Source organism: Gulosibacter molinativorax (assembly GCF_003010915.2).
Taxonomy (GTDB): domain Bacteria; phylum Actinomycetota; class Actinomycetes; order Actinomycetales; family Microbacteriaceae; genus Gulosibacter; species Gulosibacter molinativorax.
In genome coordinates this window covers 1,440,471-1,453,957 of the sequence record NZ_CP028426.1, presented here as the reverse complement: position 1 = coordinate 1,453,957, position 13,487 = coordinate 1,440,471, and the positions used below count along the sequence as shown (strand labels likewise).

15 protein-coding genes are annotated in these 13,487 nt (G+C 63.4%); 7 read left to right on the top strand and 8 right to left on the bottom strand.

All coding sequences use genetic code 11. The features are described from left to right. A complete protein-coding gene (locus GMOLON4_RS06895; protein ID WP_026936221.1) occupies positions 1 to 567 on the bottom strand; it encodes an NADPH-dependent FMN reductase in 567 nt (188 codons plus the stop codon). Between the two features lie 447 nt (positions 568 to 1,014). Between GMOLON4_RS06895 and GMOLON4_RS06890 the strand changes: the two genes are divergently transcribed. Then, on the top strand, positions 1,015 to 1,260 hold the full coding sequence (locus GMOLON4_RS06890) for a DUF2798 domain-containing protein (protein WP_026936220.1): 246 nt from the start codon (positions 1,015 to 1,017) through the stop codon (positions 1,258 to 1,260). 90 nt (positions 1,261 to 1,350) lie between these two features. On the opposite strand, the gene GMOLON4_RS06885 is transcribed toward GMOLON4_RS06890, so the two are convergent. Beyond that, complete coding sequence (locus tag GMOLON4_RS06885; protein WP_026936219.1) at positions 1,351 to 1,746, bottom strand: VOC family protein; 396 nt, start codon at positions 1,744 to 1,746, stop codon at positions 1,351 to 1,353. A 109-nt stretch (positions 1,747 to 1,855) separates the two neighbouring features. Here GMOLON4_RS06885 and GMOLON4_RS06880 point away from each other — a divergent pair, with 109 nt between their 5' ends. After that, positions 1,856 to 3,604: a SulP family inorganic anion transporter gene (locus GMOLON4_RS06880; RefSeq protein ID WP_026936218.1), complete on the top strand. Its 1,749-nt coding sequence runs from the start codon at positions 1,856 to 1,858 to the stop codon at positions 3,602 to 3,604. 124 nt (positions 3,605 to 3,728) lie between these two features. Next, the gene (locus GMOLON4_RS06875) at positions 3,729 to 4,292 is read left to right on the top strand and encodes a dihydrofolate reductase family protein (protein ID WP_026936217.1); all 564 of its coding nucleotides are present in this window, start codon (positions 3,729 to 3,731) and stop codon (positions 4,290 to 4,292) included. On the opposite strand, the gene GMOLON4_RS06870 is transcribed toward GMOLON4_RS06875, so the two are convergent. Both GMOLON4_RS06870 and GMOLON4_RS06865 read right to left on the bottom strand, forming a co-directional pair. After that, positions 4,289 to 5,239, bottom strand: a complete 951-nt coding sequence (locus GMOLON4_RS06870; protein ID WP_051266349.1) for a DUF1700 domain-containing protein — start codon at positions 5,237 to 5,239, stop codon at positions 4,289 to 4,291. The genes GMOLON4_RS06875 and GMOLON4_RS06870 overlap by 4 nt on opposite strands. Next, a complete protein-coding gene (locus GMOLON4_RS06865) occupies positions 5,236 to 5,574 on the bottom strand; it encodes a PadR family transcriptional regulator (RefSeq protein WP_026936216.1) in 339 nt (112 codons plus the stop codon). The genes GMOLON4_RS06870 and GMOLON4_RS06865 overlap by 4 nt, the downstream gene beginning before the upstream one ends. Positions 5,575 to 5,764: 190 nt before the next feature. On the opposite strand from GMOLON4_RS06865, the gene GMOLON4_RS06860 reads away from it, so the two are divergent. Beyond that, on the top strand, positions 5,765 to 6,691 hold the full coding sequence (locus GMOLON4_RS06860; RefSeq protein WP_026936215.1) for an alpha/beta fold hydrolase: 927 nt from the start codon (positions 5,765 to 5,767) through the stop codon (positions 6,689 to 6,691). A gap of 10 nt (positions 6,692 to 6,701) precedes the next feature. Here the strand turns inward: GMOLON4_RS06860 and GMOLON4_RS06855 are convergent, their stop codons facing one another. Further along, positions 6,702 to 7,376, bottom strand: coding sequence for a response regulator transcription factor (locus GMOLON4_RS06855; RefSeq protein ID WP_245575371.1), 675 nt, complete (start codon positions 7,374 to 7,376; stop codon positions 6,702 to 6,704). Next, positions 7,373 to 9,418, bottom strand: a complete 2,046-nt coding sequence (locus GMOLON4_RS06850; protein WP_146137426.1) for a sensor histidine kinase — start codon at positions 9,416 to 9,418, stop codon at positions 7,373 to 7,375. The genes GMOLON4_RS06855 and GMOLON4_RS06850 overlap by 4 nt, the downstream gene beginning before the upstream one ends. Positions 9,419 to 9,695: 277 nt before the next feature. On the opposite strand from GMOLON4_RS06850, the gene GMOLON4_RS06845 reads away from it, so the two are divergent. Beyond that, positions 9,696 to 10,142 (top strand): DUF6220 domain-containing protein, encoded by a 447-nt coding sequence (locus tag GMOLON4_RS06845; RefSeq protein WP_026936213.1) that lies wholly within the window; start codon positions 9,696 to 9,698, stop codon positions 10,140 to 10,142. A gap of 158 nt (positions 10,143 to 10,300) precedes the next feature. Further along, positions 10,301 to 11,158: an aldo/keto reductase gene (locus GMOLON4_RS06840; RefSeq protein WP_026936212.1), complete on the top strand. Its 858-nt coding sequence runs from the start codon at positions 10,301 to 10,303 to the stop codon at positions 11,156 to 11,158. Between the two features lie 64 nt (positions 11,159 to 11,222). Here GMOLON4_RS06840 and merB read toward each other — a convergent pair whose 3' ends face one another. After that, on the bottom strand, positions 11,223 to 11,975 hold the full coding sequence (gene merB / locus GMOLON4_RS06835; RefSeq protein ID WP_245575369.1) for an alkylmercury lyase family protein: 753 nt from the start codon (positions 11,973 to 11,975) through the stop codon (positions 11,223 to 11,225). 79 nt (positions 11,976 to 12,054) lie between these two features. Here merB and GMOLON4_RS06830 point away from each other — a divergent pair, with 79 nt between their 5' ends. Then, positions 12,055 to 12,915: a helix-turn-helix domain-containing protein gene (locus tag GMOLON4_RS06830; protein ID WP_084147355.1), complete on the top strand. Its 861-nt coding sequence runs from the start codon at positions 12,055 to 12,057 to the stop codon at positions 12,913 to 12,915. Here GMOLON4_RS06830 and GMOLON4_RS06825 read toward each other — a convergent pair. Continuing rightward, positions 12,857 to 13,360 (bottom strand): SRPBCC family protein, encoded by a 504-nt coding sequence (locus tag GMOLON4_RS06825; RefSeq protein ID WP_026936208.1) that lies wholly within the window; start codon positions 13,358 to 13,360, stop codon positions 12,857 to 12,859. The two genes, GMOLON4_RS06830 and GMOLON4_RS06825, sit on opposite strands and share 59 nt — an antisense overlap. Between the last annotated feature and the right edge of the window lie 127 nt (positions 13,361 to 13,487).

The following is a 13,487-nucleotide window of genomic DNA, read 5'->3' as shown; positions in this document are numbered from 1 at the left end:
TTATTCCGCCGCTTCCTTTAGCTCGATTTCGTTCATGATTTCCGTAAACGCTTTGAACTCGGCGAAATGCGTTCGCAGATTCTCGACGTCTGTTTCGTGCGTGAGGTTGCCTTCTTCGTCGAACGCCTGCTGCGACCCTCCGAGGAGAAACTCCGAGGTGAGGATGCGCGCCCGGAGCCAGGGACTCGTGAGGATTTGTCGCAGATGATCCTGCGCGCGGGAGGTGCCCAGACGACCGTAGGATGCGCCAACGATCATGACGGGCTTGTCGCGCATGACTTCGGACGACCAGCTGAGCCACTCCAACACGCTCTTGAGTGCGGCGGGGATCGTGTGGTCGTATTCGGGTGTCGAAATAATGACGCCATCGCTATCGGCGATGGCGTCAACGAGCGATTGCACCTCGGCGGGTACGGTTCGGTCCTCGGATGCTTTGAACGGTGGCATCGGCCGGATTTCAAATACCACGATTTCGGCCTGGTCCGCGAACTGCCTCGCAATGTATTGCATCAGGGTTCGGTTCGTTGATTCCGTCGAGTTATTGCCTATGATCCCTACGTATTTCATATCGCATTCCTTGTTGAGGGGGAGTGGGGTCTGAAGGTATTACCGGTGCGTCGTTCTAATTGCGAGGTCGAGTTGTGGATTTGTTTGTGGATACCGTGCGGAACATTGCATATGGTGGGTCACCATATGGGCGCGAAACTATCACCCAGTTCCGCAAGGTTGGCTGAGATGGACGGCAGATCCCGCGTGACCTTGGGGCAACCGGAGACATGCCGCCCGTTCTGAGGCATGGCACAAAACTATCAATTCACGCTTGGCATGACGCCGAAGAAACGTATACGATGTCCAGGCCTGAAAGATGCTGGCCGGTGTGGTTATTCCGGCCCTCATTTATGAGATGAAGTCGTGCGTTTGCGCGAACCCGAGGCGCCTACCCACAACGATGCGGATGGTGCCGCCGCATCCTTTTGGTGTCGACGACGTCATCCCGGAAAAGGAAACTTGACGTTGGATAAAAAGCGCGCCATTCTCACCCAGATCATCATGACGTTCATCATGGCCGGGGTCATGTCGGGCCTCATGGGCCTGATCATGACCGGCCCTTCGATAGAGTGGCTGGCCGCATGGCCAAAGACCTTCATTATCGCCTGGCCGATTGCGTTCGCGCTCACGATGCTCGCCTGGCCTGCCTCCATGGCGCTTAGCGGAGCAATCATGAACCGGATTTCGCGCAGCAACACCCGCGAAGGCTAATCGTGACGCGTTGCCCATCGCATTACGGCGGTGGGCAAGGCGCGCGTCGGAGGGGTGGTCTCGATCGACCACCCCTCGTATACGGTGCAGCTACGCGGCGTTCTCGTCGGGCTGGTGGATGCCGAAGACGTTGCCATCTGGGTCAAGGAAGTACCCCTGCCACGCCATCCCGGGCAGAGCATATTTCGGCAGCGCCTCGCGTCCGCCTGCGGCGAGAATCGCGGCCGCCGTGGCATCGAAGTCCTCGACTCCCATGGTCAGGACCGCACCGTTCACGGGCACACCGGGTGTCAGTGCGTCTTCCCGTCGCTGCATGATCGCGCCATTGATCCCCGGAGCCTCCTCAGGCCCGGTGCGTACGCCGAAATATGGCGTGCCGGCGTATTCGGAGTAATCGTCATACTCCCACCCGAAGGATGCGGCATAAAACTCCTTGGTCGATTCGACATCGGTGGCGTGAATTTCGAAATGAACGGGACGCGACATGAGGTCTCCTTTGCCTGGTGGCCCGACTCGGACCGCGGTTAGTATCGCAGCGCCACCCTCGGTGCCGCCGTGAGGGCGCGATGGGTGTGAAGGCGAGTACCGTTAATGCATGCCAGACGAACGACCACGATGGCAGCGTTTCTTCCCCGGGATCGCCGTTTTTCAGCACTACGAGCGCTCATGGCTGCGTGGCGACATCATTGCGGGCATCACCGTCGCGGCCTATCTCGTGCCGCAGGTCATGGCGTACGCCGTCATCGCGGGGCTCCCGGCGGTGGTCGGGCTCTGGACCGTCCTCGCGCCGATGGTGATCTACTTCTTCCTCGGCACCTCGCGAAAGCTGTCGATCGGGCCGGAGTCTACGACCGCGCTCATGACCGCGGCAGGGGTTGGCGCGCTCGTGAGTGCCGCCGGCGGGCCGGAGCGCTACGCCGAAGTCGCCGCGATCCTGGCCATTGCCGTCGGCATCATTTGCCTCGTCGCATCGATCGCGCGGCTAGGCTTCCTCACCAAACTCCTCTCGCGACCGGTGCTCATCGGATACCTCGTCGGGATCGCCGTGCTCATGATCGTGAGTCAGCTCGGCAAGGTGACGAAGATCGACGTCTCCGGCGCGAATACGTGGGAAGAAGCGGTGTCGCTTGTGAGCCAGCTGGGCCAGGCGCACCTGCCGACGGTCTTGCTGAGCGTGGCGGTGCTGATTGTGCTCTATCTCTCCAACTGGCTCGTCCCGCGGGCACCCTCGTCCCTGATCACACTGCTTCTCGCAGCCGGGGTCGTGGCGCTGTTCGGGCTCGAGCGGTACGGCCTCGAAGTCATCGGGCAGGTGCCTCAGGAACTTCCAGAGCCGCGCATCCCAAACCTCGGCGACGTAGACCTGTGGGCCTTGCTGCCCTATGCAATGGGCATCGCCATCGTCGGGTTCTCTGACAACATCCTCACCGCGCGGGCATTCGCATCCGGGAAGGGTGAGGTGATCGATCCGAACCAGGAGTTGCTCGCGCTCGGCGCGGCGAACGTCGCGACGGGCTTCCTGCAGGGTTTCCCGGTCTCCTCGAGCGGCTCGCGCACCGTGCTCGGGGACGCGGCCGGGGCAAGAACGCAGGTGCACGCCATCGTCGTCGTCGTTTCGGTGATCATGGTGCTGCTGTTTGCCGGGCCGGTGCTCGAGTCGTTCCCGGATGCGGCGCTCGGCGCCCTCGTGATCTTCGCGGCGACGCAACTCATCGATGCTAAAGAGATTCGCCGCATTGGTCGCTTCCGTCGCAGCGAGCTCATCATCACCGGTGTGACGGCCGCTGCAGTGGTGTTCTTCGGCGTCCTCGTCGGCATCGGCGTCGCCGTGGGGCTTTCAATCCTCGACCTCATCCGGCGCATCACGCGGCCTTACGCGGATGTGCTGGGGTACGCCCCGGGGGTACCCGGGATGCACAGCCTCGAAGACTATGACGAAGCGACCGCGGTCGCGGGTCTCGTCGTTTTCCGCTACGACTCACCGCTGTTCTTCGCCAACGCCGATGATTTCGTCGAGCGGGCGCTTGATGCCGTCGACGAAGCCGAGCCGCCGGTGGAGTGGTTCTTACTCAACGCCGAGGCGAATACCGAGGTCGACCTCACCGCGGTGGATGCGCTCCAGGACCTACGAAAGCAGCTCGAGAAGCGGGGTGTGCGGTTCGCGATGGCCCGCGTGAAGCAGGACTTAGCGAGGAGCCTAGAACCGACCGGATTCCTCGAAGAGGTCGGCGGGAATTATATTTTTGCGACGCTCCCGACGGCCGTGCGCGCGTATGCGCGGGAGTACCGCAAAAAGCATGGCGATCTGCCGGAGGGCGTGCCGCCCAAGATTCTCGAGGACTGACTCAGCCGCGCGCGGGTGAATCGCTTTCGTGCGGGCTATTGCCAGTACGCGGGCGTACGCTCGCGACAAGTGATGCGAGTTCGCAGTCGCGGTCTCGCGCGGGCAGGGGAGAAGGCGATGTCCTATGGGCACCCTGAGCTTTACGACGGCGATGTCGCTCGACGGCTACATCGCGGATGCGAACGGCGACTTCCAATGGGCCGCGCCGAGCGAAGAGATTTTTCAGTTGCATGTCGACCGGATGGATGCGGTCGCGGCTGAGGTGCTCGGGCGGAAGACCTTTGAGCTCATGCGGTATTGGGAGCGTGAGCCGGAGGACGAGACCTGGGGCGAACTTGAGCACGCGTTCGCGCGACGCTGGCGGGAACTGCCGCTCGTTGTCGTGTCGTCGACGCTGACCGAGACGGACTTTCATTCTGATCACGCACGTCTCGTTCGGTCACTCGATCTTTCGACCCTCGCGCAGATCGTCGCCGATGCACCGGGCGAGGTAGAAATCTTCGGCCCCACGACCGCCGCGCCGGCCATGCTGGCGGGCATGATTCATGACCTTCGACTCTTCATCGTGCCGAAGCTCGTCGGCGGTGGGTTGCGCGCATTTCCCGAGGGTGCGAACCTCGGCCTGCGACTCATTGAGGACCGCGTCTTCGACAACGGCACCGCTTATTTGCACTACGGCGCCAGTTAGCTGCGGGCTGGGCGCATCCTGGCCGCGATGGCGCTCAGCCCGATGACGAACCAGAGCCCGCCCATCCACCAGACGGCGAGGGCGAGGAGACCCGCATCGACTACCGCGAGGAGCATCAGTGCGGCGCCGAGGCCGGCGACGACGACGTCGGCATAGCGAAGCCTGATCGCGAATAGCACTCCGAGGGCGAACGTGAGTGCGGCGGCGAGCCAGAAGCGCCAATCCGGATCCATGAAGGTGCCCGTGAGTGCACCGATGACGCCAAACGCGGTAGGCGTAATGAGCATCACTGCTCCGAGGATTCGCACGGTTAGGCCGAATGCCTTGGGTCGACTTTGTCGAAGCCATAACGGTACGAACACTGCCGCCCACATCAACAGCGCGAGCGGCGCGAAAAACCCGCCGAGAGTAAAGCCTCCCACGACCGAAAACAGCGACATGAGCACGGCGTTGACCCAGCCCATGGCCCGACGAAATCGCGGCGGGAGCACGAGCGGCAGCACGGCGAGCACCGCGGGGAGCAGGGGGAGCAGCGCCACGCCGAGCCCATAGCTCTCGAAGAGATTGGATGCGCTTTGTAGCGTCGATCCGGTCGCATCGCCGGCGGTGCCAACTTCTTCGATCGCGTACGAGGGGAGGAGAAACGAGACGACCACAGCCGACACGATGGCGAGGACGAGTGCGGCGATGCGGAGCATCCGCTCTGGTCGCTCAGCCGGGTCACGCAAGGAATCGCCGCCCAGCTGCTCCCGTGCATCCGTGGCGACGTCGGCGGGGTCGCCGAGCTTGGTAAGCACTTCGTCAATGTCTCGCCCGCTTTCCGTGGCCTCGTCGATGTGCGCGCGCACGTCGGCAAGAATCTCGCCCCGAGTCTCTGCCGGCAACCCGCGGAGCTCGGTCGCAAGGCTCGTGAGGTAGCGTGCGGCGGCGTTGTGTTCGCGAATCATGATTCCTCCTGGAGAAGCCCGCTGACCTGCGGTGCGATGGTGCCCCAGACACCGGCGAAGGTCTGGAGCTGTTGCCGACCACGGTCGGTGATCGTGTAATAACGGCGGGCGCGACCCTCGTCGGGCGTGTCCCACCGGGTTTCGACAGTCCTTGCCGTGCGCATTCTCGAGAGCAGGGGATAGAGGCTCCCCTCGCTCGCGGTGAGATGGCGCTCGGTGAGCTCGTTCGCGAGCTCGAGTCCGTACATTTCGCGGCGCGACAGGAGCGCGAGCACGCAGAACTCAAGCACACCCTTGCGGATGTTGGTGGCGACTCGCTCCTGGTCACTATTCATGCTTCACACGATACCTTGTGTAGCAAGACTTGTATAGCAAGATTGCCGAGAATGGAGAAAAGTCGCTGTGTTCCTCCGGCTTTCCTCCGTCGCGAGTGCGGCTCTTCCTCAAACCGACCGCGCGGCGGTGTTCCTCGCATTTGGGACTGCTGTCATTGAGAGAAGGCACCGACGACACGAAGGAACCAAGATGTCGAAATCGTCTCGCGCGGCACTCGCAGCGACAGCGTTGGTCGGGGCGGCCGCCCTCGTGACAGTCATGCTGGCGAAACGCAGAGCGGCCTCGCCGACGCGAACCGGAACCTCGGTGAGCGGAATGGAATATATCGTGGTCGGCGACGGGCCGAAGACGGTACTTCTGATCCCGGGCGGACCGGGGAGTGAGATTTCCGGTGGCGCGATGGCAAGTATGTCGGCGAGCACCATTCGCCCGCTCAGCAAAGAGGGGTACTCCGTTTGGGTCGCGACGCGTGTTCGAAACATGCCACACGGGCATTCCGTGGCGGATATGGCGGATGACTACGCGAAGTTCATTCGTGATGTCATTGGTGGTCCGGTCGATCTGATTATCGGTGAGTCGTTTGGCGGCTTGGTCTCGTTCTACCTCGCGGCTAATCATCCTGAGGTTGCGAAGCGAATCGTCATCGCGGGAGCCGCGGCGAAAATCGCCCCGGACATCATTGACATCGATTTGCGGTTCGCCGAACACAAGGCGGCCGGGAGGCATCGGGAAGCGGCTGCGACGCTCCTCGAGTACGTCGTGGAGGGCCCGAGGTTCGCCCGTCTGCGGCAGCTATTGGCACCTTTGGTCGTCAGGTCGATGGGGCGGATGCACACGTCGCCGGGAGACTTCGTCGTCGAGACGGCAGCGGAAGCGAGGTTTGATGCAACCGATGTGCTTGGCCGTATCGATATTCCCGTGCTGATCATCTCTGCCGAGGAGGACCGCTTCTTTCCGCCGGAAGCGGTGCGTGCGACGGCGGCTGCGATTCCGCGGGCGACGCACATCGAGTACTCCGGTATAGGGCACCTACGCTTGTTTTCAGATCGGCGGTTCACGCGCGACATCGTGCATTGGGACGCGGCGACCAGTGCCATCGGCGAGCCCACTGACTAGACAGCGAAGGCTATTGCCCAGGCACTTCTGCCCGTAAGAATGCGAGCACTGCGGCCACGCGACGGTGGGTTTCTTCGGCGGCAGGGGAGAGGCCCAGCTTGGCGAAGATGGCGTTGATGTGTTTGGCAACGGCGGATGGGGAGAGGTAGAGCTCGCGGGCGATGGCAGCGTTCGAGGCACCTGCGGCCATCGACGCGAGGACCTCGCGCTCGCGGGCAGAGAGCTGCTCGAGGAGCTGATCAGCGGCCGAGGTCTGCCGGTTGAGGAGCGACTGGACCACGAACGGATCGATGATTGAGCCGCCTGCAATCACGCGCCGGAGTGCTTCGAGGAGCTGCTGGAGATCCCCGACCCGGTCCTTCAACAGGTAAGCGAGGCCGTCCGTGCCGTCCCGAAACAGCTCGAAGGCGTACATCGAGTTTGCGTGCTGGGAGAGCACCACGACGCCGACCTTCGGGTGTGTGGCCCTGATGGCGCGCGCCGCGAGGACGCCTTCGAGCTGATGTGTCGGTGGCATGCGAATGTCGACGACGACCGCGTCAGGGTCCAAAGCATCCACTGCGGCGAGTAGCTCCTCCGCGTCGGCCACAGCCGCGCTCACGCGCACCTCGCCGGATGCTTCCAGCAGCTGCCGAGTACCCTCGCGCACGAGATAGTGGTCGTCCGCGATAACCACGTCAATCATCCCGCACCTCCGGCAAGCACTGGCAGCCGTCCTCGTACCGTCGTCCCGACTCCCGGGGTCGAGTCCGTCGCAACCGTGCCCGCGAGCGCCGTGAACCGATCGGCGAGGCCCGCGAGCCCGCGTGGGACGACGTGACTCGAATCGAACCCGACTCCGTCGTCGGTGACAGTGAGTGCGAGCACCGGACCATCGCGAAGGAGATCGACGAAGACGTGCTTCGCCTGCGCGTACTTCAGCGCATTGGCGAGGGTCTCGGCCACGAAGAAGTACGCGGCGCCCTCGATGTCGTCGTTGAAGCGTGCACCGCGAAGGCCATCGGATGCGTGCACTCGAATGCTGAGCGGCAGCCGATTGCAGCGATCTTCGACCGCCTCGACGAGGCCCGCATCCGTGAGAACCGTCGGGTGGATGCCCTGGGCGAGGCTGCGGACATCCGCGAGGATAGTGCGCACTTGGTCTTGGAAGTCGGCAAGGAGCTCGGCTCCGATGCCTTCGCGGTCGAGCCTGGTTTGCGCGAGCCCGAGCTGCGCGATCAACGCCACGAGCTGCTGCTGTGCACCATCATGAAGATTTCGCTCAATGCGGCGCCGTTCGGCCTCCTGCACCTGCACGATCCGCCCGGCGAGGCGACCGTTCGCTACCGAGAGCGCGTACTGGTCGCCGAGCGCGACGACAAGCCGCACTTCGCGATCGCTCAGCCGCCCAGTAAGTTTCTGGCCACATCGAATCTCGCCGACCTGCGCATCCTCGACGAATAACGGCACGCGCAGTACCGGATTGCCGCTTGCGATACCGGCCGAACACTCGACGTTCGGCGGCATCGACACGGTTACCCAGTGCAGCCTCAGCGCGGCGCGGACGAGGTGGGCGAGGCGCTGGCCAGCCGCGGTGGGGTCGGCCTCGGGTGCGCCGCCGGTGAGAGCATCCGGAAGCTCGTTGCCGTTGCCGTTGCCGTTGCCGTTGCCGTTGCCGTTGCCGTTGCCATCGCTATGTCGGTCGCCGTGATTTCCATGGCTAGCATCCTCGAGTGCTGCGGCCTCCCATGACTGCTGCTGGCCAAACACCCAGCGGTCCGCAATCGCGCGAAGCCGTTCCCGGACGGGTTGAAAGCTTACGGCGAAGATGGCGGTGAGGAGAATCGCGAGTTCGACGGGCATCCCGACCCCCGCCGTGAGTCCGAGCCCGGCAGCGACCGCAGCGTAGATAGCGATGATGCCAAACGTCATCGCGCCGTAGATGAAGGATTTGCGGATGACCGCATCGGCGTCCAGCCACACGGGCGGTTCGAGCGCGAGCAGGATCGATAGCGGGATGACTGGAATCGCGAGCGAGCTCAGCGCGACAACGGATTTGTCGATGGCCGCACTGTTCGCGGCGATGGCGTGCACGAGAAACGGCATTGCCGCGATCAATACTGCCGTGGCATTACCGAACAGGACCCACCGAATTGGCCGACGGGTATCCGCCTTCGCATGTCGGTACCGGAGTACGAGAATGACGAGTGCTGCGGCGATGGAGAGGTAGAAAGTTACTCGCACGTTGGGGAGGAACGGTGCCAGGCCTGAAATCGCGTCGAGATGGATTGGGTTAGCAAACTCCGGGAGACTGCCATACGCGACACGCTCGGTGAGCACGGTTGGATGCGCCACGAACGCGAGCGCGACCGGGAGTGGTAGGAGCCACATCACCCGCACGAACCACCGCTGCCCGTTCGTCGCTGGCGTGCACGCCGGGAACAGGCAGGTCAAGATGGCAAAGGCCGCGGTTCCGACTGTGCCAATGCTGCCCTCAGCGATGACGGCCCACGGCATCCATGCCTCGGTACCGGTCTCGGCGATGCGACGAGTGAGCCAAAACTCTAGGGTGGCGGTCAGTGCTGGCCCGAGGCTCGCACCAAGGAGCAGGTAGCGCCCCGCGACGTGGCGTTTCGCGAGTAGCACGAACCCCACCGCGAGGAAGGGGATGGGCACAAGGAGGAGCTGGAGGATTACGAGCCAGCGAACCGGATCGTCGTAGAGCACAGTAAAGAAGGTGGCGGTCACAGCGGACGCGGTGATCGCCCCCAGTGACCAAACCAACGGTGCAGGGGGATGACCCATACTCCATTTTCCCCGCGGGTTGACCGCCGCTGTCAAGCATGATTGTTCATAAAAGGCCTGGTTATAGCGAAGTGTGCGCCCTGATTCGATCTGAGACGTGGTGGGCCGCATCGGAAGGTGTTGCTAGCACTACCGGCACTGGGGACTCCGCGGGATGTTCGCGGGCGAGGGGGTGAAATACCGTCGATATCACCAATCCCTTTGCGTGAAAGGAATCGTCATGCGCAAGGTATTTTTTGTCCTCAGCATTCTCGTTCTCATTGGTGTCGGACTTCAGTACTACATGGCCGGAGTTGGCTTCTTCTCCGAGGGGCAGCAAGGCTTCGCCCTTCACGGAACCGTCGGGCGAATCGTCCTACCGGTCCTGTTCATTCTGCTTATTATCGCGGCCGCGGTCTCTCGTGCCGGGAAAAGCACGATCTGGCTCACCGTGCTCATGCTCGTGTTGCTCATCATGCAGACGCTGATCTTCATCCTCACGGGTGCGATCTTCGGCGTTGACGAAAACTCAACGAGCGCCCCTGTCGCGGCGTACTTCACCGTTGGCCTCCACGCGCTCAACCCGATGTTCATCCTCTGGGTGGGCACCGTTGTGATGCTGCGCGCACGCAAACTCGCGTTCGGCGCGCCGGCAAAGAAGGAGGCAGTGGGAGCCGCCGCCGCCTAAAGTCCGCGCTTGAAATCCGGGATGCGCATCCCCGCCGGGTGGGTCAGATCCCTCCCCGGATAATTCCTTCCGCTGCACAGCGTAGATTTTTGCGCGCGACAGTAGTTGTCGTGCATGGCGCAACGTCCATGCTGGAGCAGCGGAAGGAATTTTTGCGCATGACGATTCTCAATGAGACCTATACCCTCTCGAACGGCGTCGAGATCCCGAAGCTTGGGCTCGGTATGTGGTTCATCGAAGACGACAAGGCGGCCCAGGCCGCTCGCGACGCGATCGAAATCGGCTACCGCAACATCGACACCGCACAGGCCTACGGCAACGAGCGCGGCGTCGGCGAAGGCGTGCGCACCGCCGGGGTCGCGCGCCAGGAGCTCTTCATCTCGACCAAGCTCGCGGCCGAGATTAAGGACTACGACGCGGCGGTTGCCGCCATCGATGGTTCGCTCGAAACCATGGGGCTCGATTACATCGACCTGATGCTCATCCATGCCCCTCAGCCCTGGGACGATTTCCGCGGCGGCGACTACGCGGACGGCAACCGGGAGGCGTGGCGGGCGCTCGAGGATGCATTCAAGGCCGGCAAGCTGCGCGCGATCGGCGTTTCGAACTTCCTGCAGGAGGACCTCGAGAATGTCTTCGAGACGGCGACCGTGACCCCGCACGTGAACCAGGTGCTCGTGCACGTCGGCAACACCCCGAGCGAGCTCCTCAACTACTGCGTGAGCAAGAACATCCTCGTGCAGGCATACTCGCCAATCGCCCACGGCGAGATCCTGACGAATCCGCAGGTCGCCGCGATTGCGGAGCAGTACGGAGTGACGGTCCCGCAGCTGAGCATCCGCTACACCCTGCAACTTGGTACGCAGTCGCTGCCGAAGACGGCGAACCCCGATCACATGCGCGAGAACGCACAGGTCGACTTCGAGATCAGCGCAGCGGACATGGAAAAGCTTCGCAGCCTCGACGCTCGCGACTACGGCGAGCACAGCGTGTTCCCCGTCTACAGCGGGAAGTAGTTCCGTAGACACCGGTGCCCCGATCCACAGTGCGTGTATCGAGGCACTCGTGTTTGCGGGACGCCTACGGCAGCTTCCAGAAGTCGCCGGTGAACCCGCGCTCCTCGAGGAGTGCCTGATTGTGCTCGCTCGTGTGCGGCTCGAAGTCGGCGCGGATGCGGTCGCCGTACCAGGGCTGCGCGAGGCTCCATACCGAGGTGGCTGGCGCGATGTACCCCTCGCCGGGGGCGTGTTGTGCGGTCCAGGACTCGGCGTGCTCACGCGAGCAGAACATCCGGATCTTCGTGCAGGTTGCGACCACGTCCTCCCACCACTCGGCCGCGGGGCGAGGGAATCGGACCGCGAGGTCTTCCGGAGGAGCGGTCTCCGGGCCGGTCACGAATGAAATCACGGCGGCACAATGTGGGCACGCGGTCTCGACGCGCACGTCGAGGCCGAGCGCCGCGCTGATTCCAAACGAGTCCCACGCGCACCCGCCCCACCAGCGGCGGTCGTCAAACCCGTCGACGGGCGTGAGGACGAACGCCATCGGTGCGGCGGTAAACGGATGCGCCATTCGCACCGCGTCGCCCTCGTCGTTGAGCACGAGAGCGTGCTCGTCAGCAAGGGCTTGCATCCGGCTTCGCACCTCCGCCGGAGTGCTTTCGGTCTTGGTCGCGAGCTCGCCCATCGAGGGCGCTCGGCCCTCGTTCGCGAGGGTCTCATACACGAGGTCACGCAGATGGCGGCTCGCGGGGTCGTGCATCGCGTCGGTGGTTCCCGCGCCGGTGGTGGTTGAAGCATCGCCGTTCGAAGCAGCGCTGGTTGGGTTCGTCATTCGTCGTCGCATCCTTCGGGAAGAGTTCGTGACGCAAGCTTCGTGGACGACTCCCACCGCTGTCTTGTACGTTTCTTGCATGGTTGATCGCGTTAAGGCTTGGCACCCCGAGGTGCCGTCGTTGCGCGAGGTCTACCACGCGAATTTCGACCACGCGTACCCGATGCACACGCACGACGATTGGGCGGTGATGCTCGTTGACCGGGGCGCGGTGTCCTATCGACTAGACGAAGGCGACCATCACGCCGAGCCCGGCTCTGTCACGCTCCTACCACCGGGCATCCCCCACGACGGCCGCTCGGCGGTTGACGGTGGTGGCTATCGGAAGCGGGTCTTGTATCTTGACCAGGAATGGCTCCCGGATGCGGTCACGGGAATGGCGGTGCGCAGGCCAACGCTTGCCGGGCCGGAGGCGCTCGCGGCGGTGCGCCGCATCCATAGCGCGCTCGAACAGCCCGGCGACCTTCTCGCCGCGGAACACTGGCTCCTGAACATCCACGACAAGGTGCTAGAGCACCTCGGCCGCCCCGGTGACATTACTCGGGATGTTCCGCTCGCGCGGCGTTTACGGGAACTGCTGGATGATCGACTCACCGAGTCATTCACCATCGCTGAGGCCGCAGCTGAGCTCGGTGCGCATCCGAGCCACCTCGTGCGCGTGTTTTCGCAGGCCTACGGCATTCCGCCGCACCAATATCTCGTGGGGCGTCGGGTGGATCTCGCGCGTCACTTGCTCGCGGAGGGCTATCGCCCTGCAGATGCGGCGGCCCTCGCGGGATTTCACGATCAGGCACATTTGACGCGACACTTTCGACGGGTTCTGGGGATTACACCATCGGCGATCGCCGCGTACCGAGATCGACTCGCTGGGCACGGGACGCCTACGCGAGCGAGTCGTAGTACGCGCTCATCGCGGGGTAGTAGTTGTCCCAGGAAATAGTTGCGACATCCCCGCCAGTCAGCACGGCCACGAGCCGGTCGAGGTAGTACTCCCAGCCCGGGCCGACGTTCTCGACCTGGTCATTCGCGCCAAGCAGATGCACGAAGGTGAGGACGGTCCCGCCCTCGACGTCGGCAATCTCGAGGCGAAGGTGCCAAAGCATCTCACCGGCACCCGTGTCGATCGAGAGGCGGTGAGGCCGAGCGCACTCGTGGATGGTGACGGGGGAGGCCTCTGCATCCGGGCTCTCGGCGGTCATGAAGAACGAGACTTGACCGGTCGAGGTGTCACCCTCCCAGCGACCGATCCACTGCTCGAGCCGATCCGACTCGGTCACCGCTGCCCAGACTGTTTCGGCCGGAAGGGCAAACGTGCGCTGGAGCTGCAGCTCGCTACCCTCCTGGACAGGGACGAGCTTGCCGTGAGGTGTTGGTCGGGCGGTCATTATGACTCCTCGGTTCTCGTTACATGCGCTGATCTGTGACCGTAGTCGCTGCCGTCATCCGGACTCGGCGTGACGGGCTTCTCGAAATTGCGAATTTTGCTGCGGTCACGATGCGTATCGGATCAAC